Origin of the sequence: Pseudoalteromonas sp. MMG013 (genome assembly GCF_018100885.1) — a bacterium.
In the GTDB taxonomy this organism is placed as follows: domain Bacteria; phylum Pseudomonadota; class Gammaproteobacteria; order Enterobacterales; family Alteromonadaceae; genus Pseudoalteromonas; species Pseudoalteromonas aurantia.
In genome coordinates, this window is record NZ_JAGJEE010000001.1 from 292,696 (window position 1) to 317,311 (window position 24,616).

General features: G+C 39.8%; 21 protein-coding genes. 16 read left to right on the top strand and 5 right to left on the bottom strand.

From position 1 onward, the window contains the following. The 6 genes from J8L98_RS01275 (at nt 1) to J8L98_RS01300 (ending at nt 8,817) form a co-directional block, all read left to right on the top strand. Nucleotides 1–606: an energy transducer TonB gene (locus tag J8L98_RS01275; protein WP_210994928.1), complete on the top strand. Its 606-nt coding sequence runs from the start codon at nt 1–3 to the stop codon at nt 604–606. Between the two features lie 60 nt (nt 607–666). Further along, a complete protein-coding gene (locus J8L98_RS01280) occupies nt 667–1,935 on the top strand; it encodes a hypothetical protein (RefSeq protein ID WP_247682392.1) in 1,269 nt (422 codons plus the stop codon). Between the two features lie 286 nt (nt 1,936–2,221). Next, nucleotides 2,222–3,916, top strand: coding sequence for a hypothetical protein (locus tag J8L98_RS01285; protein ID WP_210994930.1), 1,695 nt, complete (start codon nt 2,222–2,224; stop codon nt 3,914–3,916). A 77-nt stretch (nt 3,917–3,993) separates the two neighbouring features. Further along, on the top strand, nt 3,994–6,678 hold the full coding sequence (locus tag J8L98_RS01290; RefSeq protein ID WP_210994931.1) for a TonB-dependent receptor: 2,685 nt from the start codon (nt 3,994–3,996) through the stop codon (nt 6,676–6,678). 575 nt (nt 6,679–7,253) lie between these two features. Continuing rightward, nucleotides 7,254–8,366 carry an aspartate-semialdehyde dehydrogenase gene (asd, locus tag J8L98_RS01295; RefSeq protein WP_210994932.1) on the top strand — a complete coding sequence of 371 codons (1,113 nt, stop codon included), beginning with the start codon at nt 7,254–7,256 and terminating at the stop codon, nt 8,364–8,366. A gap of 109 nt (nt 8,367–8,475) precedes the next feature. Further along, on the top strand, nt 8,476–8,817 hold the full coding sequence (locus J8L98_RS01300; RefSeq protein ID WP_210994933.1) for a hypothetical protein: 342 nt from the start codon (nt 8,476–8,478) through the stop codon (nt 8,815–8,817). 41 nt (nt 8,818–8,858) lie between these two features. On the opposite strand, the gene J8L98_RS01305 is transcribed toward J8L98_RS01300, so the two are convergent. Then, nucleotides 8,859–9,365: a DUF4240 domain-containing protein gene (locus tag J8L98_RS01305; RefSeq protein ID WP_210994934.1), complete on the bottom strand. Its 507-nt coding sequence runs from the start codon at nt 9,363–9,365 to the stop codon at nt 8,859–8,861. Between the two features lie 188 nt (nt 9,366–9,553). Between J8L98_RS01305 and J8L98_RS01310 the strand changes: the two genes are divergently transcribed. Beyond that, a complete protein-coding gene (locus J8L98_RS01310; protein ID WP_192510145.1) occupies nt 9,554–10,078 on the top strand; it encodes an RNA methyltransferase in 525 nt (174 codons plus the stop codon). Nucleotides 10,079–10,129: 51 nt separating this feature from the next. Here the strand turns inward: J8L98_RS01310 and J8L98_RS01315 are convergent, their stop codons facing one another. The 3 genes from J8L98_RS01315 to J8L98_RS01325 all read right to left on the bottom strand — a co-directional run bounded on the left by J8L98_RS01315 (nt 10,130) and on the right by J8L98_RS01325 (nt 14,087). After that, complete coding sequence (locus J8L98_RS01315; protein ID WP_210994935.1) at nt 10,130–11,161, bottom strand: tetratricopeptide repeat protein; 1,032 nt, start codon at nt 11,159–11,161, stop codon at nt 10,130–10,132. 103 nt (nt 11,162–11,264) lie between these two features. Next, nucleotides 11,265–12,272 (bottom strand): GGDEF domain-containing protein, encoded by a 1,008-nt coding sequence (locus J8L98_RS01320; RefSeq protein WP_210994936.1) that lies wholly within the window; start codon nt 12,270–12,272, stop codon nt 11,265–11,267. A gap of 36 nt (nt 12,273–12,308) precedes the next feature. Continuing rightward, nucleotides 12,309–14,087, bottom strand: coding sequence for a GGDEF domain-containing phosphodiesterase (locus tag J8L98_RS01325; RefSeq protein WP_210994937.1), 1,779 nt, complete (start codon nt 14,085–14,087; stop codon nt 12,309–12,311). 492 nt (nt 14,088–14,579) lie between these two features. On the opposite strand from J8L98_RS01325, the gene J8L98_RS01330 reads away from it, so the two are divergent. The 4 genes from J8L98_RS01330 to J8L98_RS01345 all read left to right on the top strand — a co-directional run bounded on the left by J8L98_RS01330 (nt 14,580) and on the right by J8L98_RS01345 (nt 20,644). Further along, nucleotides 14,580–16,406 (top strand): hypothetical protein, encoded by a 1,827-nt coding sequence (locus tag J8L98_RS01330; RefSeq protein WP_210994938.1) that lies wholly within the window; start codon nt 14,580–14,582, stop codon nt 16,404–16,406. Between the two features lie 339 nt (nt 16,407–16,745). Further along, nucleotides 16,746–17,171: a VOC family protein gene (locus J8L98_RS01335; RefSeq protein ID WP_210994939.1), complete on the top strand. Its 426-nt coding sequence runs from the start codon at nt 16,746–16,748 to the stop codon at nt 17,169–17,171. Nucleotides 17,172–17,303: 132 nt separating this feature from the next. Next, on the top strand, nt 17,304–17,606 hold the full coding sequence (locus J8L98_RS01340) for a YkgJ family cysteine cluster protein (RefSeq protein ID WP_210994940.1): 303 nt from the start codon (nt 17,304–17,306) through the stop codon (nt 17,604–17,606). A 143-nt stretch (nt 17,607–17,749) separates the two neighbouring features. Next, complete coding sequence (locus tag J8L98_RS01345) at nt 17,750–20,644, top strand: Ig-like domain-containing protein (protein ID WP_210994941.1); 2,895 nt, start codon at nt 17,750–17,752, stop codon at nt 20,642–20,644. Between the two features lie 416 nt (nt 20,645–21,060). On the opposite strand, the gene J8L98_RS01350 is transcribed toward J8L98_RS01345, so the two are convergent. After that, entirely contained in the window at nt 21,061–21,357 is a 297-nt protein-coding gene (locus J8L98_RS01350; protein WP_247682378.1) for a hypothetical protein, read from the bottom strand. Between the two features lie 1,261 nt (nt 21,358–22,618). Here J8L98_RS01350 and J8L98_RS01355 point away from each other — a divergent pair. From J8L98_RS01355 to J8L98_RS01375, 5 genes are read left to right on the top strand one after another with little or no spacing between them, the layout of a single operon-like run. Continuing rightward, entirely contained in the window at nt 22,619–22,813 is a 195-nt protein-coding gene (locus J8L98_RS01355; RefSeq protein ID WP_210994942.1) for a hypothetical protein, read from the top strand. After that, complete coding sequence (locus J8L98_RS01360; protein WP_210994943.1) at nt 22,806–23,132, top strand: hypothetical protein; 327 nt, start codon at nt 22,806–22,808, stop codon at nt 23,130–23,132. Before J8L98_RS01355 ends, J8L98_RS01360 begins: the two co-directional genes overlap by 8 nt. Then, the gene (locus J8L98_RS01365) at nt 23,129–23,560 is read left to right on the top strand and encodes a hypothetical protein (RefSeq protein ID WP_210994944.1); all 432 of its coding nucleotides are present in this window, start codon (nt 23,129–23,131) and stop codon (nt 23,558–23,560) included. The genes J8L98_RS01360 and J8L98_RS01365 overlap by 4 nt, the downstream gene beginning before the upstream one ends. Then, nucleotides 23,532–24,185 (top strand): ATP-binding protein, encoded by a 654-nt coding sequence (locus J8L98_RS01370; RefSeq protein ID WP_210994945.1) that lies wholly within the window; start codon nt 23,532–23,534, stop codon nt 24,183–24,185. The genes J8L98_RS01365 and J8L98_RS01370 overlap by 29 nt, the downstream gene beginning before the upstream one ends. Nucleotides 24,186–24,194: 9 nt before the next feature. Next, the gene (locus J8L98_RS01375) at nt 24,195–24,446 is read left to right on the top strand and encodes a hypothetical protein (protein WP_210994946.1); all 252 of its coding nucleotides are present in this window, start codon (nt 24,195–24,197) and stop codon (nt 24,444–24,446) included. Nucleotides 24,447–24,616 lie beyond the last annotated feature (170 nt).

Below are 24,616 nucleotides of genomic sequence, written 5' to 3' on the forward strand. Positions count from 1 at the left end.
ATGCGTTACTTAATAGCACTTGTGATTGCAGGTGTTGTTACTTTCTTCTTGTTCTTGGGTATGCAGGCGCTTATCCAAGGCGGGGAAGGGGCAATGACAGAGCCTGTTAAAGGAAATGTACTTGATTTTGTGCGTTTGAAAAAAGAAGAAACGGTACAAAAGAAAGAGCGTAAACCGCAAAAACCACCTACGCCAAAAGAGCCGCCACCACCAATGGATGCCCCCCAAATGCAAAATAATAACCTCGATGCTGCAGGTGCTGATTTTGATTTCAGTGCAAATGTAGAGGCTGATGTAAATCTGGCCGGCGGGCTTGCACTAGAATCGAGCGATGGCGAATATTTACCGATTGTTAAAGTAGCACCCGTTTATCCACGTCGCGCTTTGTCTCGGGGTATTGAAGGGTATGTGATTGTAGAGTTTATAGTAACTAAAAATGGCACGGTTCGAGCGCCTAAAGTTATTAATGCAGAACCCGAGTCTATTTTTGACCGCGCAGCACTAGATGCCGCACTAAAGTTCAAATATAAGCCTCGAGTTGTTAATGGCGAAGCTGTTGAAGTTGCGGGTGTGCAAAACAAAATATCATTCCAAATAAACGGTTAATTGTTGCGGACCGAGGATGCGATTATGAATAAAATTAAATTATTAGCACTGTACGGTGCCATGTTTGTGACTGGGACTGTGGGACCAGTAATATTGTCATTGACTCCAATGACTGATGTAGGAACAGCGTTTGCTGAAACAAAAACCAAACGGGTTCCAGCTTTAAGAGAAAAAGTATATAGCCAATTAGCCCGTGCTCAAAAGCTTGCCGACGATGGTGATGTCCAAGCCGGACTTGAGGCACTTGATGGTATTAAAGAGCGTGCATCAAGTATGAACTCTTATGAGATTGCAATGATGTATAACTTTTATGGGTTCATTTATTATAATGAAAATGAACTAGATAAAGCCATTGCTGCATTTGAGTCAGTAGTTTCTGAGGAAGGAATACCAGAATCACTTAGGTTATCTACAACGTTTAGCCTAGCACAGCTGGCAATGGCAAACTCTGATTATAATAAAGTGAGTAAGTACCTCGATGCATGGGATGAAATTAATAATAAACCTGTGCCTGAGTCTTATTATATACTCAGAGGTCAAGTACATTATCAGTTGAAGGAGTACGCTAAAGCGCTCAGTTATATTGATACAGTTATATCACTTTCAGAAAATAAAGGTGATATACCAAAAGAAAACTGGTTAGTACTAAAACGCGCACTGCATTATTCAATGAGTGAATCAAAAGAAGTTGTAAGTGTGCTGGAAAAAATGGTTCGATTATATAATAAGCCTGCATATTGGATTCAGCTATCAGGCATGTACGGAGAAGTTGGTGAAGAGAAAAAACAACTAGCATTGTTTGAAGCTGCTGACCAGCAAGGATTTGTCAAATCACGCTCTGAACATATGCAATTGGCGCAAGTATATATGTTTAATGGTTTGTCATATAAAGCCGCACAAGTATTAAAAAGAGGCTTAGCTGCTGAGGTTGTCGAAAATAATGCTAAAAATAATGCATTTATCGCAGAAGCCTTTATTCAAGCAAGGGAAGATGAAAAAGCCATCCCGTTTTTTGAGCAAGCAAGCAGTCAAACACAGCACGGTAATTTTGATCAACGCTTGGCCGAAGTTTACATTAATTTAGAAATGTTTGATGAAGCTGCTGATGCTGCACGTAGTGCTTTAAATAAAGGGGAGCTAACATTCGAAGCGAATGCGTATGTTGCTTTAGGCATGGCGCAATATAATCTTACGAATTTTGACGCTTCTATATTAGCTTTTGAACAAGCAGAAAAGCACAAAAAATCGGCAAGGCTTGCAAAGCAGTGGATAAAGTATGTGAAAAAAGAAAAAATACATGCTGAAACATTAAAGCAAACTTTACTGTAAAAATATAATCGCAACACCAAAGCTGCTCTAGGGCGGCTTTTTTCATTTCTTTTATATTATATTTTGTTGTAATAACAAATTAAAATACATTATTAAATCTGTATTTACTTATCATTAACCAAAGTCGTTATTTGATTTTTTAATTTGAAATAAATTAAGAATTCTTTTGTTAACTTTTGATGACAGGTTGTTTTTGTAACCTGTTTGTCATGAAAGTATTCTAATTTACCCCTCAACAAATTAAAACACATAAATAATAAGTTTATATCTCATATTGGAGTTAGCAATGGAATTACAAAACCTTTTCAAAGTTTCGGCGATTGTAGCAGCGATGGCATTAACTGGTTGTGGTGGTGATATAGAAGTTACACCGACCGTTAATGACACAAGTGTTAATAATTCAAATAACACAACAAATAACACTGGTACAGATACAGGCGGAACACCAACTACTCCAACTGACCCTGTAACACCGACTAATCCTTGTACATCTAGAACAGTTTCTGGCACGGAAGTTCAAGGTACATTCCAAGCTCCTCATTGTGTATACGGTACAGATTTCGCGGGTAAAAACTTAGAGATAGCATCTGATATTACATTTGCAGACTTAGAGAATGATGGCGCTCATGTATTCAAAGGTGCTCTTTTAATTGGTGAGAACTGTAATACTACAACGGGTTGTTCAGTACCAGTGAATGGCCCTACTTTAAAAGTAGAAGCAGGTGCGACGCTTGCGTTCACATCAGGCGAAGCCATCATCCGTATCGCACGTGGTGCAAAAATTGATGCAATCGGCACCGCTGACAAGCCAATTTCATTTACTTCAGCAAATACAATCGAAGCGTTTGATTTAGCGAATATTGGTCCGCAGTTTGCTGACTGGGGCGGTATCATCATCAATGGTAAAGGCTTAACAAATCAGTGTACAAATGTCGAACGAGCTGAAAATACTTGTAATGCTAACGCTGAAGGTATTGTGAGTCACTTTGGTGGTTCTGATAATGCAGATGGCAGTGGTCATATTAAATACGCGAATATTTGGTACGCGGGTTCAGGTCCTCGTGATGGCGGCCCTGGAGATGATTTAAATTCATTAACATTAAATGCTGTGGGGTCAGGCTCAAGCTTTGAGTATCTTCACATTCACCAAGGTTTCGATGATGGTATTGAATTCTTTGGCGGTGCTTCGACGATTAAAAACATCGTTGTGACGGATACACAAGATGATGCAATTGACATTGATGCAGGTTGGAAAGGTAAAGCACAGTTTATCTACGTACAGCATGGTACTATAAAAACTAAAAAAGATGTTACGTATCAAGATTCTGATGGTAACCCAGCGTTAATTCCCGCAGGCTCTGAAGGCTACATGGGTAACAATGGTTTTGAAACTGATGGTGAGAAAAATAAAGGCGCTGATTATAGTGAAGTACCAGCATCAAACCCAATGATTGCAAATGTTACAGTGGTAACGACCGATGGTAATTCTATCCGGGATAATCGAGGTTCTCAGGCCGCAAAATTTGATGACGCTATTCAGGGGCAATATTACAACGCGTTGTTTGTGAAATCAGCAGCCGCGCAAGGTGGTCAAGATACAAAATGTATTGAATTTAAAGATTCGGATGCAGCTGCAAATGCAGAAGCTGATACACTTAATTTCCACAACTCTGTTTTAGCGTGTACCACAAACTTTAAATCAGGTTCAGAGCCACTTCCAAATGGCGAAGATAAAGAAGAGTGGTTTAAAAATGCAGGTTCTAGCTTAGTGTTAGATGGTGCGCAAGATGTACTTGCTGCAGATGGCTTTTCAACTAACTCAACATCAACAGCCATTACGATTGCAGCAAATGATTTGAGCTCATTAAATGACAGCTTTTTTACATCAGTTAACTACATTGGTGCTGTTTCAAATGCTGACACATCGAGCGAGTGGTACAAGTGGGTTCAAAAAGCAGTAACAGCTGCTAACAACGACTAATCATATCGATTTAGGTTGTTATCAAAAAAGTAGGCGCAGTGGTTGCGCCTTTTTTATGATTTTTGGCAGGAATGAAAATGAATAAACACATGAAACTTAAAAAAATAGCCTTAGCTGTTAGCACCACACTGATGGTGGGCGTTTCAATGCCAATACTTGCGGCAGAAGAGCAAACAATTGAAGAAGTTGTTGCTGTTGGAACACGTTTGCAAGGCAGTGCCGCAGCGGTAATTGAAGAGCGTAAAAATCAAGCATTTGTTGCCGATATTATGGGGGCAGAGCAGCTATCGCGAACAGGTGACAGTGACGTCGCGTCTGCTTTGAGGCGAGTGACAGGGCTAACTTTGGTTGATGGTAAATTTGTATATGTTCGTGGTTTAGGAGAGCGATATTCAAGTGCTCGACTAAATGGCGCTTCGGTACCAAGCCCTGATTTGACACGAAATGTTGTACCTTTAGATATCTTCCCTGCGAGTATCATCGAAAGCTTAGCGGTACAAAAAGCTTATTCACCATCCATGCCAGCAGCGTTTGGTGGCGGTAATATCGATATTCGAACAAAGTCAGTACCGAGTGAATTTACGGCTGGGTTTGAAGTTGGCGTTGGTCAAAATTCAAATGCAACAGATGGATTTACTTACAACCGTAGTGATGGCGGAATTCCTGAAGCTTTAAAACAAGGCGTTGTAAGATATAGAGGTGATTTCAGTTTAGCAGGAATAGTCGATAAAGACGCATTAACAGGCAGTGAGTCTCTGACACGTGCTGACCAAGCCGGTTTAGTCAACAAAGCGTTGCTACTATCGTTACCCAGAGATATCACGGTAAAAGAAGAGTCGTTATCGCCAAATTATGATTTTAAAGCAAATATTGGTGATAGTTTTGAAGAGCCGTATTTCGGTGGCACAATTGGTGCAATGTTGGCTGGCTCTTATGACAAAGATTGGCATTACAGCGACCGAAACACGGCCGTGGTTGACGAATCATTGCAAGAAGGTTGTAGCACAACCTTAGTGAGTGCCGAAGATGCCAGTAACTCTTGTTATGTCACTGTGAAAAATTCGAAAGTGACCACTGAGAATGAACGCATTAATGGTGTGTTCAATATTGGCTATAAACTCGAACAACACAGTGTTACATACTCAAAAATATACCTTGAAGATAATGAGGATGAGCTTGAAATCTCAGTACTTGAGAGTCCAAACGGCAGTACCGTTAGAACGATATTTGGCACTGGTGAAGCACAGCGTCAACATAAGTTCAATTATGAAGAACGTACACTTGATATTGACCAAGTAATTGGTCAACATACGTTCCTTGACTTGGGGGGGATCGGCTTTGACTGGCAGTATACTGAGTCGACGGCAGAGACAGATATCCCGACCAACATCGATTATAAATTTATTGATAGCTACAATGAAGCTGGTCAATATGAAGGGTCGATTGTCACCGGAGATGATAACCGAGTCACTTACAACTTTACTGATATGGAAGATTATGTAAAGTCGTACAGTGGCAATGTGACATTACCGCTTACATTTGGTAAAGCGGAAGTCACCTTAAAAACAGGGTACGATTTTACTGACAGAGCGCGGGTATACAATACATCGAGTTTTGTTATTAATAATGAGACGGGCATTTCTATTCCGGTCAATTCTGATAGTGGTGTGCTTGGGCTTACTGGGTATGTAACGGATGAATTTGTTGGTAATAATGACTTTTTCTTAAGTTTCAATGAGCCAACGGCGCCAAGTGCCGATGATTATATTGCAGCGCAAAAAATAGATGCTGGATATGCTGAGTTCGACGTGTTTTTTGACAATACTTGGCGCGTAAGTGGCGGTATTCGTTACGAAGATTTCAAGCAAGTGTCGATCGGTACGTCTAGTTTGATTTTTGATAGAATTACACAAGGCATTTTTTATGATGCTGCAAAAATTGAAGCTGGCACAGTCAATGATGATGACTTTTTTAGCGCATTGTCACTTACTTACCTAGCTGACAATAATTATCAAGTGAGATTTGGCTATGGTGAAACTGTTGTCCGTCCAGATTTGCGTGAATTAGTTGCCGTTGCATATTTTGATCCGCTGACCGATATTAAAACGTTCGGTGTTGCTGGCTTAAAAAGCAGTGATTTAAAGAACTATGATGCGCGATTTGAGTATTATATGGATAACGGAGATAACTTCTCTGTTGCTGCATTTTACAAAGATATTACTGCACCAATTGAAACCATTTTAAAAGTGGGTGATGAAGATTATACCGCAACGTTTGTAAATGGGGACACTGGTGAAGTGTACGGTATTGAAGCTGAATGGATGTATGATTTATCAAATGTAACCAGTGGTTTGTTTACCGCGGGTAACATTACACTGAGTGATTCTGAAGTGTCGATTAATCCAGCTCTAGCAGGCAATTTGACCAACCCGACTAAAAGAATGACCGGTCATTCTAAGTACGTGGTTAATATGCAATTGAACTATGACTCTGTGGACGGAATGCACAGTGGTTCTTTGGTATATAACGTATTTGGTGAGCGGATCCTAGCATCAGGCATTGGTGGTAGAGAAGATGCATTTGAGAAACCATTTCACTCGTTAGATTTAGTGTATACTTGGTACCCAGATTTTAACTCTAAAGTTAAATTTAAAGTGAAAAACTTACTGGGTGAAGACCAAGAAGTAACACAATCTGGTTACGCTGTTCGTCAGAAAGAATCAGGTACAGCTATGAGTGTAAGTTATAGCTATGAATTTTAATTAAGTTGCTAAAAAAACAAAAGGCTGAACAGGTGTTCGGCCTTTTTTGTTTCTCATAAAAAGCCACTATCTTTTTATATAAAAGTGATAATTTCAATAGACTCTCTTCAAGTTATTTTGTATAGTACGCCACATAAAAATAAACATTAAGTTCATAAGCTTAATGACATTGTCACCTTTGTAACTAGAGGTGAACAAATCGACCCGGATATAATAATAATTAATACCAGGTTGTCAGAACCGAGTTCTTTTTTAGCGCTACTGGCGCTTGATTGGGACAACCTTTACATGTTGTATCCAAACCCCGCTTTGCGGGGTTTTTTATTTCCCGCTTTTGCTTATTGCCTATTCCAACTTTATTAGTATAAATTTCAATTGTTAACCTGATTTTTCTTTGTTGCGTTAGAAAGTATGAACGAAGTAAAAGTTGGTAAATCATTGGCAGTTCATTTACAGAATATGTAATAACTTTTACTCATTAAAGAAACGCTAGTAGTCGGTTAAGTTATTTGTTACTTTTAGACGTCTAGACTCACGCAATGACTCTAAATAACTTATATAAAGGTAAAATAAATATGAATAAAGTAGGACTCGTTGGTTGGCGTGGCATGGTTGGCTCAGTATTGATGGATAGAATGCAAGCTGAGGACGACTTCAGCAAGATCAATGCGCATTTCTTTACCACATCTCAATCTGGAGAGTTGGGGCCGAATTTTGCAGGTGAAGCTAAACCACTGCTAGATGCAACCGATGTTAGTGCTTTATCTAAGATGGATATTATTATTTCTTGTCAAGGAGGCGATTACACTAAATCTGTGTATCCAACATTGCGTGAAACGGGGTGGCAAGGGTATTGGATTGATGCAGCATCCGCTCTGCGCATGGATAACGACAGCATTATTGTATTAGACCCAGTCAACAAAGATGTCATAGAGCAAGGGCTAGAACAAGGCGTTAAAACGTTTGTTGGTGGTAATTGTACCGTCTCACTGATGCTTATTGCTTTAGGTGGCTTATTTGAACAGGATTTAATTGAGTGGGTAAGCCCAATGACGTATCAAGCAGCATCTGGTGCGGGGGCTCGAAATATGAAAGAGCTGATCACTCAAATGGGTGAAATACATGGGTCAGTTGCACATCACTTATCTAACCCTTCGTCTGCTATTTTAGAAATTGATAAGCTGGTTGCCAATAAAATTAAGTCAGATGATTTACCTAAAGATCAGTTTGGGGTGCCATTAGCAGGAAGTTTGATCCCTTGGATTGATGTACCTATGCCTAGTGGACAATCAAAAGAAGAATGGAAGGCACAAGTTGAAGCAAATAAAATACTTGGCTCAAGCTGTTCTCCAATACCGATTGATGGTTTATGTATACGTATTGGTGCAATGCGGTGTCATTCACAAGCATTAACAATAAAGTTGCGAGATGATATCAGCGTAGAGCGAATTGAAGAAATCCTCGAAGGCCACAATGAATGGGTCAAAGTTATCCCTAACGAAAGAGATGTCAGTGCAGAGGAACTTACCCCAGTGAATGTAACAGGCACTTTAAGTGTCCCTATTGGGCGTATTCGTAAATTGACGATGGGCCCTAAGTATATTAGTGCATTTACTGTCGGTGACCAATTATTATGGGGTGCAGCTGAACCTTTACGTCGAATGTTACGGATAATACTGGCTAATTAAGTGCTGTAATTAGTTTGTAATTTTTATACATTAAAAACTTAATGTTCCTGATTTAATTTAGATTGGCGTTATAAAATTACACCAATCTAAATTACACTAAGGAAATGAGATGAAAGGATATACTAAAGCGATCGCTGCAAGTGCGCTAATTTTTGCAGCTCAGTCACAGGCTGCAGTATTTACGTGTTCAGGTTATGTTAAAGCTGTGTTTTCGAAGGGGAATAATACATTCGAAGTTAAATATAACAGAAATTTGGGGAATTTCGAAAACGAGCCAGTGATTATATACCCAGAGCACTCCTATTTACTGGGCCCAGTATTGGAAGCTATACGTGAAAACGCAGAAAATCAAACTAAATATACACTAGTAATTGAAAATCGTGATGGTTCTGATAGTAGATGCCATGACGGTGAAAGTGGTAATGCGTTACTCGCTATCACAAAATACTAGCGGGTATAAAGACTTGCTGTTGGCGCCGAACGGCGCCATTATTATTTTTTATGCCAAAATTTTGTATATAGCTTAGGGTATTGCTCTTTAAGTAGTTTAGGTTTACTTTTGAACTTTTTTCCCTGAGGCGCAAAATTCACGACATTGTGGTACGGTAACTCATTGCCGTTTCTTTCCTCGTATAATAACCCTGAGACTAAATCTAACTCATCACAATAGGGATAAGGGAGTGCGTCTTTTAGCGGGATATTTTCAACGCTAATAAGCGCGTCTGGATCAGATATTATATTATCTACCGTTTCCTTACCTTGTGTGAGTAGCCAATTGCAAAAGTCTAAAAAGTCATATTCTGTATTGCACCCACAGGTTACGAACGCTGCGCCCCAAATATCCCAATGCCATAACCGTCTGAGTTGCGTATTATAGTGGGCATCAAATGCTTCAATATCGTCACTTGAGAGACGCTCTAATAGTGATTTGAGGTGGCTATTTTTATCTTCAATTTCAACATCAATGGTAATGGTTTGCCAAAACAGGTCTAAGTTCATTGCTATATGTACATCGTATATCTTTGATATGAAGATCATAGCATAGACAAGGACTTTATTGATAAACCTATAATTATCGATTTGTTGGGGAATTTAGTGTAAATTTGCGCATACTTTGATGTGGGAGGACCTCTTGCGTTAAGTCACGGGTAAATTTAATATAGAAACAGAAGTATATAGAGGCGTTTATGTTCGATAATGGGTTTGCATGTATAGGGTTAACCAACCCAAAAAGTCCAAGTAATGTTGGCGCGGTAATGAGAGCGGCAGGTTGTTATGGGGTGAACTCTGTATTTTATACCGGTAAACGTTTTGATAATGCACGTAAATTTGCCACTGATACTAAAAAGGTTTATCAGAATATTCCATTAATAGGTGCAGATACATTGGAGTCGATGATCCCGCTAGGAGCAACCCCTGTCGCAATTGAGCTTATTGAAGGTGCAAAACCATTAACGGAGTACACTCACCCTAAAAGTGCTTTTTATATGTTCGGACCAGAAGATGGCTCCTTAGCAAAAGAGTCATTGAAGATGTGCCAAGATGTGATTTACGTGCCAACACAAGGTTGTATGAATCTGGCTGCAACCGTAAATGTTGTACTGTATGACCGGTTACTTAAGTCTGGTGTGACGTTTAATAATGATGAGATCATCCGTGGTAGCCGAGACAATAACAACAATATTGTATTGTCAGAGCTAATTGCCCGATGAATTTTCTGGGCAATGCATGAGCAATTAAAAAAGTAGCATGCAAGCCTAAATTTATTTATCGTTTTGTAATGCGCTTTTCCAGTCACAATGTGACATATTAGTAATTAAGCTGAGATTGATTTTACGTGGTTTTGGGGTTGGTGTTAGGCTGACCTCAACAGCTAATTTCTCTGCGAAATAGAATTTAACTAATTGTTTTACTCTGCGACTTTCTAACATTGAAAATTCATTCGCGAGGCGTACTTTAAGCCTGTTATCTGTTACAGGTTGGCCTTTGGCGTTATGCATTGTACGTATCCAAAATAGTAAAGCTTGTTTTGCTTTATTGGGAAAAGCATTTGTTAACGCGGCAATTGGTTCATATAAACGTTGATAGTTGACCTCCTGATTTTGGAGAGTAAACAAAAACAACAAATTAAGTCCAGCAGTAACATTACCTGCGCGATTGTCATTATTTTGGTGCCCCTTTAACGCGCGTCTAAAGTAATGCTCGGCTCGTTCATATTCTTTTTTGTCTAATGCGATTACGCCTAAATTATTAGCAATTGTTGCGAGTTTGATTTTATTATTGTGTTTAGTAGCAATCGAAGTAGCTTGCTCGTAAAGTAATTCGGCACGGCGATATTTTTTTAAATGGCGCGCAACTAGAGCTTTACTATTAATTAGCGCTAAACGTTGTTTAGGGTTCTTAGCGTATGTCAAAGCACAACTCAAACTTGCATTCGCATATTGGGGAAAACCAGATCTTCTAAACCAAATACCAATGGCACTAAAAATAGTGACTAAATTGTCTTTAAAATAAGCCGAATGTTGGTAGCCTTGTAATTGTTCTATCGAGCTGTCCATTTCTACTAAACGGTTAGTGGAAACTGATGCGCGTAATTTCAATAAATGCCAACGAATTTGTGTGTTATCAGTGTATGAGGCTAAATTATTAACCTGATTGAGTAATGTGAGTGTGCGAGATGGCTTAACCACCAAATAGTCTTCTGCCTCATCGAGTAGAGAATCGATATCACTTTGACTTGCATTGACAAACATAGTGAGTAAAAAGACGATAATAAAGAATGCTCTTAGGACCATCAGTCAATAACCTCTATGTTTAGTTATGTTACTTATATCACTTATTTTTTTTACTGTTTAGTGTGGCTTATTTTGTGGTTAGTTAACATTGATGCACTCATAATTATAGTTGAGTGTTTGCTTTACGAGACAATTTATTTTGATAAAGGGCAATATCGGCGTTGTGAATTAACTCATTGATTGTATCGCTTTCACTCATTTCGCATACACCAAAACTCATTCCTAGCTCTACAGTTTTGTAGTTAACGACCTGTGGTACTATTTTTTGTAGTCTGGATACAAAGGCATAAGCATCTGCTATTTGTAGGCAGGGCAGTACAAGCATAAATTCATCGCCCCCTAGTCTAAACAACGTATCATTCTTGCGTATCGATTCATGCATTAATTTTACAAACCGTATAAGCAACTCATCTCCCGAGGAGTGGCCATAAGTATCATTAAGCATTTTGAAATTATCTAGATCAATCATCACAAGACAGCATGTTTGCCCATACCTCGCGACCCGCTCGTGCTCTTTATGCAACACATTGAGCATCGTTCGCCTATTTAGTGCACCGGTTAATACATCGGTTGTTGCGAGCCCTTCAGCAGTGCCAATTGCATCATTGTATATTTTGACGATAACTGCAGTGAGCATCATCACAATGCACGATGATAACGTACTGCGTAATGCAATTTCGAAGTCTAGTTGCGATATAAATGATGTTGACAGGGTAAGCCAATAAAAAAATGCAAAACCACATGCTACTTTGAAAGGAAACAACAAGAAAAGAGCGACTAAAAATGCCGGTAACCAGATTGCAGCGGCCAGAGGGGAACTTGATGCTAAGTACATTAGCATCATTCCTTCTACCACACCTATGAGCACACTATTAAACACATTTAATGGTTTTTTTAGCAGTCGTACACCGGTGATCAATAGCACTGAAATGATGATAACGACAGATATGGCTAACATCCATTGTGCGTTAAGCGCATATTTAATTGGGAAATAACACAGCAGTAACGCCGTTATAAAAACAACTGCAGCGGCGTAGCGCGGGTAACGATTCACCAAAACAGGTTGCTGTTTAAATAATTGGTCAATACCTAATTGTAATTTTGTATTCATATCAGCACTAACACCAAACGTTTTGAGAAGATAAGGTCATTGGCGTTTCTCTTCGATTAGCTCAATCATGGTGGACCAACTTATGGGTTTAGATAAGTAATAACCTTGATATGAATCGCACTGTCGATGCTTTAGATAGTCGAGTTGCTGACTGTTTTCAACCCCCTCAGCGACGACATTCAAATTGTATAAATGAGCGAGTGATAAAATTACATCGACCATCTTACCTTGATCAATACCTGAGTTATCTATGTTTGAGGTAAATGAACGGTCTATTTTTAATGTATCTACAGGAAAGTTGCGCAGTTGACTGAAGGCGGTATAACCGGTACCGAAATCATCGAGCGCGACACTAAACCCATACGCTTTGGTTTGCTTAATAATATCGATTGACGTTTGATCAAAATCAACGAGTGCCGTTTCGGTTAACTCAAACTCAATTTGTCGTGGATCAACACCTTCCTCAAGCGCCATTTTGTGAGCCATGGTTGCAAAGTGTTTATTTTTTAATTGTTGAGACGAAATGTTAATGGCTAACGAAAATGTGTCGGTATGATTCAACACACTTTGTTTTAGTGTCTTGAAAGCTTTTCTAATCACCATTTCATCCAACTGATGAATTAGCCCATGCTCTTCCGCAATGGGAATGTAAATGTCGGGCGTGTAACTTGAAAGTGCATCATTATGCGTGCGGATCAGCGCTTCCGCCCCTGTAATATTACTGCCTGTTGGTCCATAAACCGGCATGAATACTAAGTAAAACTCGTCTTTTAGCAGTGCATTTTTCAATAGCTCAACAACGTGAAGCTTTTCTTGTACTGCTTTTGCAAGCTTAGAAGAGTAAAAGCGGGTTTGATTCTTTGATGCTTTCTTTGCTTCATACATGGCGATATGTACTTCTTTAATAACCTGCTCATATGAAAATGCGCTCGAACGAGTTGTTAGGCCAACACAAGCATCTACGCTCAGCGAAACCCCCTGTATACAATCAATATTATTTACGCAGTTTAACAATTTAGGACTAATTGATTTAATAAGTGTGTAAGGTATGACTCCATAAATGCCGACGATAAATTCGTCTCCAGCAACGCGAGACAAGACTATATCTTTATCACCTGCTCTGAGAGGGTTGATCTGCTCTTCAATTTTACTGGCAATCTCTTGTAATAAATAATCGCCAAAAGAGTGGCCATATTGATCGTTAATATGTTTAAAGTTGTCAACGCCAAGGCATAAAAATAGCAAATGGTTGTTGCGACTGATGCGCGCCTCTTTTTCTTTTAGCCAGGATATGAGCTTTCGGCGGTTGTATAACCCCGTTAAATGATCACTTTTGGCAATGTGTCTAAGTTGCGTTTGATGATATTCGACTTTCTTTGCATATAAAAAACTGATCACCACGGTAATCATAATGGGCACCAGTGTTCTTATTGCAGTTTCGTAATCGAGATGTTTTAAAGAAGCAATTAACGCAAATGTACACAGTGCTGTACTGACGATGATGGCAGCTTTTGCCTTGTAGTAATAAATATATCCCGCCACCACAGGGAATATATAAATGATGCCACGGCTGCCCAGTTCATAACATGCCGCAATCACAGATAAGGAGAGTAGCGCGATGAATAGATCATTGTGTATATGTTGCAATTGGTTATTTTTATACTTAACAAGAATAAAGGTAATCGCGATCACATTAATAATTGAAATAGAGGCAATGATTGGGTTGCCTCTAAGAATATGAAAAGCGGCATAAAAAATAAAACACACAAAACCGATGAAGTAAAAATACTTATTAAAAGGGACGCATTTATGCATAGAGTACCAATACTGAATTTGAACAGCTTAACACTAGCTAAAGTATTGGATGATAACAAGAAAAGCCAGTACCTAATAAAGCTAACTTATTGATATTGATGTAGATAATTTTAAATTGGAGCTTTAACTCTATTGTTAAACAACTTAGTGTTGGTGTATTAATAAAACTGCTTTAATTCTTTGCTTCGCACAAGTCACTAATCTATTGAAGGCCATCAGCTTACAAATTTAGGGTCTTCTCAGTGTTTCTTTAAACTAGAGTATTAGCTTTATTATGTAGATGAAAATAAACGGCCGTAACTTTAAGTATGCCTTTACTGCATTTTTGCAAATTAGTTAAAAATATATTTGTTAGTTCCGAAAACTACACTAAAGTATATTGTATGCAAATACCCCTTTTTAAAAAGAGGTATTTGTATGTTTGCAGCTTGCTAATGACAGCGCTGTCTTGGTGGGCTGAGTTTTATTTAAAACAATATGTAGAGGAAAAAAATGGATATTTTTAATAAAAAGCACTTAAGTGCCTGTATCTTGCTGGGCCTATGCACAAACGCATTTGCGGTAAAAACAATAAGTAATGAGCAGTATCAACAATTGCTACCACAACAAGCGAATTCAGTAGATTATACAATATCATTAGCAGATAAAGTGACGGTTAATTACCACTGCGAGATCATTGAGACGCCCGACGGAGGTTACGATATTGATCGTGAGGGGTGTAATAAGCCTGGTCAATTTTATAGCATTGATTGGAAGGGTGAGTTTGGCACAATAATTAACTTATCAATAAAAGATAAACCTTCTTCAGCAACAATGATAGAGCACAAATTGTGGGCATTGGCTTTTGCCCACGCGAGTGCGTCAAGTCGAGTACAAATGCAATATGGCTTAAGAAAGGGAGCAAGTGGTACATTCGATTTAACAAAGCCGTTTGCAACGGGTGAGCGTTTCGGAGACTATTTTGACAGACAGATGAATCCCAATTACTTTGTATCAAAAGGTTTGCAAGAAAGTTCCTTAGGCAAGGATTTACCTGCTGGGGTGGATGAGGATGATGGTGTACTACAAATTGAATATCCTGGTAGCGCATGGGCAGAATTACAGGGGGTAGTGGGCGGTGGCTTTCCATTACCTTATAAAGACTTAGAACCACAAACGGTACTAAGTTCACACACGGGGCCTGCACGCAATATACTTGGTTCTTCCATAAGCAGTGGTTTTTACAATGGCTCTGCGTTAGCGATTGTAAGTGGCTCTTTACCATGGAATCAGGGTTCGGACTCGTCGCAAGACTCTATGCACTTATTCATTCAACAGTCAAAAGATGCTGATGCTTTATCTATGCTAATGTCTTTTATGTACAATCGTGGTCCTTATGCTGCAAAAGACCAAGTGCTGCGCACTCAAGAGATATTTGACCATTGTGTCGGTATTGCAGAGGACCTTGAAGATGATTGGACATGCTTTCAAAAGCAAAATGACTTTGGCGCACGTTATATTAGACAAATTCCAGATGTGACAAATACCCTAACACTTGCGGCTAAGCACTCTACGACAAGTTATGATACCGACTTAAGTTGGTCTGATGTGAGTAACTACTTGGATGTTCTAGAAGCATATGGGTTTTATTCTGCTGCTATAACCGCGAAAGCAAAGGCTGCGGCTCAGCAGAGCTTTGATACACTTAGTAGCAATGGGGTTATTTCATATCGTACTGACTTTGGTAAAGTGCTAGAACAAATAATTGTTAACTTGCCCATTTATGAGCTTGGTGAGGGAGGCCCATACGATGAACTTGGCAAAAAACAGTTTTATTTATATAACGAGTATTCAGGTACTAGTTTGGTAGTGACCAGCAATGAAGCTGGGCAAGCCGATGTAAATGAGTTCGTGTTAGCAAAAAACAGAGTTGCTGTTGATATTAATGGCGCTTTCACGCAATTAAAAACCAGCGATGGTGTAGCTGATTGTACTGCTCAGGCAAACACCGCACTACAAGCACTAAAGGCATCAACAGACGAAACTTACGTTTCTCTGAGCGCTCAAATAACATTTACTATCAATGATTCGGGGACATGTACGTTTGAGAGTGGTCCGCATACTCCTCCACCACCGGTTAAAGATGGCTATTGGGATGCAAGTAAGCTCTACAACGACCCCGGTAATATTGTAATCGATGGTATTGACTGTTTTGAATATACAAACGCTTGGTATGTTGTAGGTGGGATGTCACCTAGCAAGGCGTATAGCGCTGATGAGTGGGGGGTTTGGAGGAAATCATCAGCGTTGCCAAACAGTACTTGCTTGAGTGATAAATAGCCTATCCTCCGAGAGCATTGGCTACACCGACCCTGATAGCTTTTATTAGTGACTGCTATAGATAACTACAATCCGTTGTTTTTAAGGGTTACTGTATAACTATTTGTGTTAAGTTCACAAAGACAAATTATAAGCCGCTCGTATAAGGTAGCGGCTTTTTTAATGCGTTATGTCAGAATGCCAAAGACGGCTCTAGCTAATTTAAATTCAGGGAAGGCTTTTGTCGAAAAATGGGTAAGCTATTATTAAAAACAATGTATATTATGGCCGATGTATGGGGGAAAACCCACGCAAGTAAGAAAACCATGAGAATAATGAACGAGTTAAATAGGGTGAATCTTGAAACAAAATATTATGCACATAGCACTCGTCGTGGATGATTACGATGAAGCAATTGAGTTTTATGTTAACAAGCTGAAGTTTGATCTAATCGAAGACACATATCAAGCGGAACAAAATAAGCGTTGGGTCGTTGTTGCGCCACCAAACTCAACAGGTACAGCACTACTATTGGCTAAAGCATCTAAACCGAGGCAGAAAGCATTTATTGGCGACCAAGCTGGTGGTAGGGTATTTCTGTTTTTGAATACGGATGATTTTTGGCGAGACTATGAACATATGGTATCAATTGGTATTCGATTTATTCGGCCTCCGGCACAGCAAGATTATGGCACTGTTGCGGTTTTTGAAGACTTATATGGTAATTTATGGGATTTACTGCAGCTTAATGAAGATCACCCAATGATGTTAAGGACCCGTGACTAACACATTGGAAGTTCAAAATTTAGAATAGAGCGTTCAACATATAACGTTTTCACTACACAAATGCACTCTTCAGAATATATTTAACCTTGAAATTGACGTACAATGCCTACCTCGCAGTCAACGTAGATAGTTATGTCTATATCGGTTAAGAATATTCCAGAACCTGAACTTACTTGCTCAACATGTAAAGCATGCTGTTGTCGATTAGAAGTGATGGTTATTAGCGACACAGGCGTACCTGCGCAGCACCTAAGTATTGATAAATGGGGCGCAGAAACTATGAAGCGTTTAGCGGACGGTTGGTGTTCAGCACTCGACAGAGAAACGTTTATGTGTACTATTTATGAGAATCGCCCCTGGATCTGCCGTGAATTTGAAATGGGATCGTATGAGTGCAAAGATGAAAGAGCGGAGTTTATGGAGCAGTCAAATTGATATGTTGTAGTTCTTGAAAGTAATTTCAAACTATTCAAGTTAATTAATACTTAATAAGGAGACCCTGTATAAGGTTTTTGTTGAGTGTATAGTCTTATCATAGTATGTTCCTAATTTATACTCTGACTTAATGGAATGCTACGATGCAGGCGAAATTAGTTTATTTCAAGTTAATGGCAGTAATGGTCTTTATACTGCACACTTTTATTCAAAATACTTATGCAAACTCGGGTGATCCAGTGCCAATTTTTAAATTGTCTGGGATCGGGATCGTGAAAGATTTCATACATACAGAACATTACTCAGACTCTATTAATGAGATTACTATAATAGACACGAATGATGGCTTCGATTTTGTTTCTTTTTTAAAAGAGAATGGCAATGAATATCAAGTAGCTGAGCGCATTTTATTAAATGGCAGTGTTGTTAGCCATGTCGTATTACAACACCCAGAAACAAGTAACTCACTTGTTGCGGTTGTAACGAATTCTGGTCAGCTATTAATCATCGACGTAATAACCAAGCAACTTTTATTTTCAGAATTGATATCGCAGGAACCGCTGCTTTCATTAACTACTTGGGATGGCTCAAAACTATTCATCAGCTCGCTAAATACGCTGTACGAGGTTTCTATATTACCGAGTATAACGATAGTAAGTCATGGTGATATAGGAGGTGATATGATCTCTGGTAGCTTTACCAAAGCGAATTCTACACAGCTGCTTTTTGCAAATGGTGATATATACGAAGAAGAGAATGATAAAATTACGCGAGTTTTTAATGTAAGTCCTGGTTTGTTCACTGATATGCAATTTGTATATGCTCAAGATCTAAATAATGACGACTTAGACGAAGTTGTTGTAACTGAGCAAAGAGTTGTAGAGTTGGAAACAATCAGAAACTTCGACATAATTGAAGTTAAAAGTGAGTCAAAACTAAAAAGTTTCAGCGGTAAGCGTTTTATTTCCCCTGCGGTTGCTGGAGATAACGCATTCGTAGCAACGTGGACAGAATCTAAAACAGGGTCCCTGAGGCACCACTACAGCCCATCATATTGTATTAATCCGGTACAGTTATCACCATCGACGCCTTTGTGCCGTGAATTTAGTCGCTCTAATCAAGCATATTACATTCAACATATCGTTATTCATTACGGTGATGTAAATTTTGATGGTACGCTAGATTTAGTTGGTCGCACTGAGTTTGAAGATAACTTTGTCAATAAAAGTATTGATGCTGAAGATCCGACTGAGATACAAATGCCGATACATGATAAACGATGTCAAAATTCTTACCTTAATTCAGTCATTAAATACACAGCGACACAAGTAGGGTTAACATGCTACGGCAGGTACTCTGTCGAAAGTGCGATGTCGGGTGGTTTACGCGATATAGAACAAAAAACAGTAATAGAAATATCACAAGGGCAAACCTTAACTAAACAAGACTTTGGTTCTGGTACATATGAGTTAAATAAAAGGTTTGATCACAGGGTTGATATTGATCTTGACGGCAAACAAGAGGATATCGAGTTTTTCAACGTTGAGCTTAATGAATATATATTACTGATCAGTCGTCTTTACGATAATGACAGCAGAGAAGTCCTAATCACTAAATCGCTGCCTGTAGATGTGAACAACCCGCCTAAAAAGTTCGCTTACGAGAGAGCAATAGACAACCATCTAAAACACGGAATGTATATTCAATTTAAAGAGTCCACGTTGTATTACGAATATGGAGAAGACTTCATCGAGTTAGGTAACGGTGCTTATGTTGATTTATCCACAGCTGCATATTTCGAAGAAACGGGAGTTTACGCTTTAACTAACGCTGGTGAATTAAAGGTAATAAATGTATCAATAGATCCGATAGTTATCGCGCGTTTTTGTGACAATGATACGGCAGTTGGGTTAGAAAAAAGTGGACTTAATAAACTGATATATTCTTGTAAAAATCGATTTGGTCAATTTGATACGTTAAACAAAAAAATTGATTGGGAAATAGAGGGGATCGCCAACACCGAATTTGTTAATAGTCGTATTATCGACGACAAAAAATTGGTTGTAACGTCAGGATCAAAGCCATCTATATTTGAAGTTGCGAGTAATAAAATAGACGTTGCAGCAATTGCAGATATTAACTTGCGGGTGCACGCAAATAAATCATTAATAGTTGAATTGCCAAATACGGAGCAAAATAAGCGGTATGTATGGACATCATCTTCGCGGCTGGGTGAACTTTCGACAATTGAAGGTGAGTCAAGCACGTTTGAGTACACTCCTGATATTCTCGGTCGAGAAACCCTAAGTTATAGTATTTTAAAAGGGGAATGGGAGGCCGCACGAGGTATCGTAAATATTGATGTATACAATAAACCTCCGCAACTTAGTGATATTGCATTATTAACTCATTGGCGTAACCCCATTGAATTCTCGTTACCACTAACTGATGAAGATGGTGATAAAATCATTTACACATTCATCAATAGCCCTCAAGTAGGGCAGTTATCATGGGCCAATGAAAATACCAATACTTTACGTTATGCACCAACGAGTTATAAAACGGTTGAAAGTATTCAATACCGAGGCAATGACGGTAGAGCTAATTCCACTGTAAAAAACATAGATATTACGCTAACAAACACGGCCCCACAAGCAGCGGCTTTATCACATGTTGCAGAGCGCAATAAGCCAATTACCATAAAGCTTAAGGGTAGTGATCCTGATGGCGATATTATCACCTACCATGTAGATTCAGTAGAGCAAATAGAGGGGTTTAAATTAGACGCCAATACGGGTGAAGTTTCACTTACACCAAACGTTAATTCACCTGCATCTATTACCTTTGGCTATTCAGTGTCTGATTCAATATCAAATTCTACAGTGGCATCAGTCACAGTGGTTGTTAACGACTCAAACGCTGTAGTATCTGATAGTAAAAGCAGCGGTAATATCAGCCCGGTGTATCTTGTATTTTTGATGTTGATGAGTTGTGTAAAGGGATTTGTGCAGAGGAAGAATATGCGGAGTGTTTGTTAGCGGTTAACTGACACTTAACAGGGACTTGGTTTAAAGCAAGTTCCAGCTTCTCTTTAGTTACTGTACATAACTTAAGCAGTGAGTGTTTTTAATCGTGTGGTTGCCGTAGAGAAACTTTAAACGTTATTTAAACCCGTATTAAACACGTTTTAAAGTGAACATTTGATTTGTGATGATTTTAACGTTAGTCTAGGCGAAGTCCTTAGTTAATAGGGGCTTCAGAGCAATCAATTCTAAAATATCACTTCATCATTAAATCTAGAAATGAGCGACCCCTTACACCCTTACAACAGCAATATGACGTGAATGTGGCAATTTAACATAACGTAAAGCATGGGAGGGCGCATAGCATGCAGCCCCCACGACAGAAGGGTTTAACAGGCTATTTACAGTCAAAATGTCTGTGATTTTCATAGCTAAGCTGCTTGTTCTCGCCAAATTTTTGCGGCCTTTTCGTCACCATGTCTTTCTGCCTTGTAAGACTCCAATAACGCCATGGTTTTCAATGGTTTAGGGTGTTCACCTACGACAAGAATGTGCAATGTGTAATATTCTGAAAAGTCTCTGTCTCCATTCCTTACAGCACTAACCATTTGTTTTGATATACCTAACAACTTGCTAGCCATGTAGTCAGATTCAATATCTGCAATATGTTTGAACCAATCGAGCAACTCGATTGAGTTGGTCATTTTCATAAGTTTTCTTGCCATCATCAATGTTCCCTATTTGTGATTGTAGACTTAGTCCACACCTAATGCACCAGTCTCTACGTGTGGACATGTACTCACGTGGGGACTATCATCCCTTCCGTTGGATTTTTTGACCCAACATCAATCCCTTGGCTTTAGCTACTGTACTGCGCAGTACAGTAGCTAATTTTCGATTAAGCCAAGGTGAATAGTGAAATAGGAACAACCAAGGTGATTTATGTGTACGTTAGGAACGAGTGAAGTATTCAGATATTTACGCTCATTAACGCGAGAGCAAAGAGCGTTGATCAAAGTGATGCGGGATAGACGTCTAGAGAGATTTAATAGCAAAAGGCCAGCTTAGTCTGGCTCAGTGTTTATAGCTAAAGCTATCAGGGTAGCTTTAGCTATAAATACTCGTTAAATAAACAGCTTTAGCATTAGGCGCCTAACTTGGATGACAGAGTAAGTGGGTTAGGTCGGCTTTAGCTGTGCGTATTGAGTCAACGAATGGGGTTATCACGGGAACATTGCCAACAGCCCCACGTGTACGAAGCGATAGCATAATGACTAGGATAAGCGCCCTTATTAGGGGTAATAGAGGTGTCGCAACCTTCGCCCACAACCTACGGAATACGGTCACGCTATGGGAGTGAGCACGGGCAAAAGGGGCGCACTGGTTGAAAGCGCTTTAAAGTCACTCTTGCTGATGGGTTTACCACCACCCGCAGCCGTCTGAAGCCAGACTTACCTAGACGCATTAGCTTTAGTGTATCTAGGTAAGTCTACAGAGCTTTAGATGCAGCGCCGATGTTGCGATTAGTTATAGATACCGATTGAGTTCGGTTAGTTCTTTAACGGTTCGCAAGGGCCTTGCTGCATCTGAAGCGCAGCGAAGATGCAGCAAGTATGGAGAGTCATCGACCGCAGGGCGGCATTATAACCCTAAGAATAGGCCCGCTAGGGGCCAGCATTTTCAGGGTTGAAAAGGGGCTTCTTTTCAGTCCTTGCAACGAGAGGCGCAAGCAAAGGTGAATAGCCTCGCGAGAGGCCAGCATTTTGCGCCCGCAGGGCGCCATAGAAACCCCGATAAATATCAGCCCAAATAGAAAAAACTTACAGGGCTGTGCGGTATGTGCGTCAATAAGGCCCTTTAGGGGCCTTTTGTCCACATATCCACGGCTTGATTGTTCTTGTGCGTTAAGTGTGTCAGCAATCACAAAGTGATTCTGTCCACTTATCCACAATTTTCGATTTTTTTGAAAAAATAGAAGGATATAGCCACATGACAGACGTCAAAAACCAGCTATTTAATGAACTTGAACGTAGCGCAATGCTTGAAAAGCAAGTCGAGAAAGCCAGCCCCCTAAATATTAAACAACCCGCCTTAGCGCTCATTAAGTCACAGCGTAAGTTAATCGCCATGCTTGCCCACCTAGTTTTAGAACCCGGACATACCAAAGGGGGGGCAAATGGCTAGCGAAGTGCTCGGCAAGATTACATGCCCTCATTGCCACTCAAAGGATGCGACAGTTCATAGGCAGGCAAGTAAAAACGCAAAACTGTATTACAGATGCTATGACGGCCCTAACGGGCCTTGTGGCACAGTGCAAATTACGCTTGAGGGCGGCCAGAAATGGATTAAAGACAATATTAGATCCTTATCAGGGGCAGAAGTGGAAGAAGTGGCACACGAAGCCGCAGAGAGCGCAAGAGAGGCACAACTTAAAGCAGTTAAACAAGAAAAGCGCTCAGGCAGCTTTCTAGAGTCAATATTTAGCGGAGATGATGACGAATGAACGATGAAGAAACTACAACCCAAGTAGATGAGGTGTCGGAGAATCTGGGTACACCTGATTTCAGTGCATTCATTGAAGAAAGCCCAGATATAACGCAGGAACTCATGCACGACGATAAAGGGGGCAATGCGGCCGTTGGTGCAGGAGATGTAACGGTTGTTATGGCCCGCTTTCTAACGTCATTTATGGCAAGTCGCAATGGTGAACACTGGAAGTTATCAGAGGGCGAAGCGAACGAGCTTAAGCACTCAATGGACACGTTAATACCAGATTTAGAGTTATCTCCCGGGTGGGCGGTTGCTGCGGTTGCGGTGGGTATCACAGCCCCTCGCATTTTAACCGACTTTCAAATTCAAAAAGAACTAGACGAAAAAGAAGTACAACAGCAAGGAGGCGAGCATGGCAGTAGCAAAGAAGCCAACGCTTAAGCGTCAAGACCCCTCATTACCAAACAACAATATGTTGATTGTAGGCGCCTCAGGTTCCGGTAAAAGTGCCTTTTTACGTAAGACAATCGACTTTGCACAAAAACGTATTGTTGCATGGGACCCAGAAGAAGATTACGCATTGCCACGCGTGACTAGCATCGAAGCGTTTTTAAAGTTGGCTAGAAAGTCTGGATATGGTCCTATTCGTGTTGCTGTCACCGTAGCGCCCACAGAAGAAAATTTCGAACGTTGGGCTGGCATTGTATTCGAGCTATCTCATGCCGCCGCACCGATGGCAATTTTAGCTGACGAAATAGCAGACGTAACACGGGTCAGTAAGGCCAGTTACTACTGGGGCCAACTGTGCAGAAAAGTACGTAAGTACGGCGGCACACTGTGTGCAATCACCCAACGGCCCCAAGAAGCAGATAAAACCATCATGAATCAGGTTGAATACACATGGTGTGGGGCCCTTAAAACCCAAGCCAGTGCAAAGTATATGGCGGGTGAAATGGGCGTAAGTGTGGATGAACTGCAATCAATTAAAAATATTCATCGTAAGCAAATTCAGTTTTGGATCAGGAAGGGAACCGAAGCGGCCAAGATGGAAACCATCAAGTTTTAAGGAAAACCCATGATTAGATTTATAGATAACGCTACTTATGAGTTATTAGTATTCTGCGAAAGGTATGGAATTATTTTAAGTTTTTTATTTTCCATGCTATTTGGATGGAGGTTCATTGAGTTGATGATTGATTCAAATGTTGACTCATGCAAGGCGTATGGTGATGCGATGCAATTAGAATCAAAACTTGTGTATGGCGAGTGCTTCGTTAAAGTAGAGAATCGTTTTATTCCCGCGAGTAATTTTGTTTTTTACGACTAGTAAGGTGTGATTGAGTACATAATAAATATTACGTACTCAATTACTTTGGTTTATAGTACATCGACCAGCGTAGCATCAAGAAGTTAGTAAACAATATGGAATTTTTGGCCGCCTTAGAACGTCTTGTATATGTAATCTTTTTTTGTGTGGGTCTGATGCTTTCATTCCTA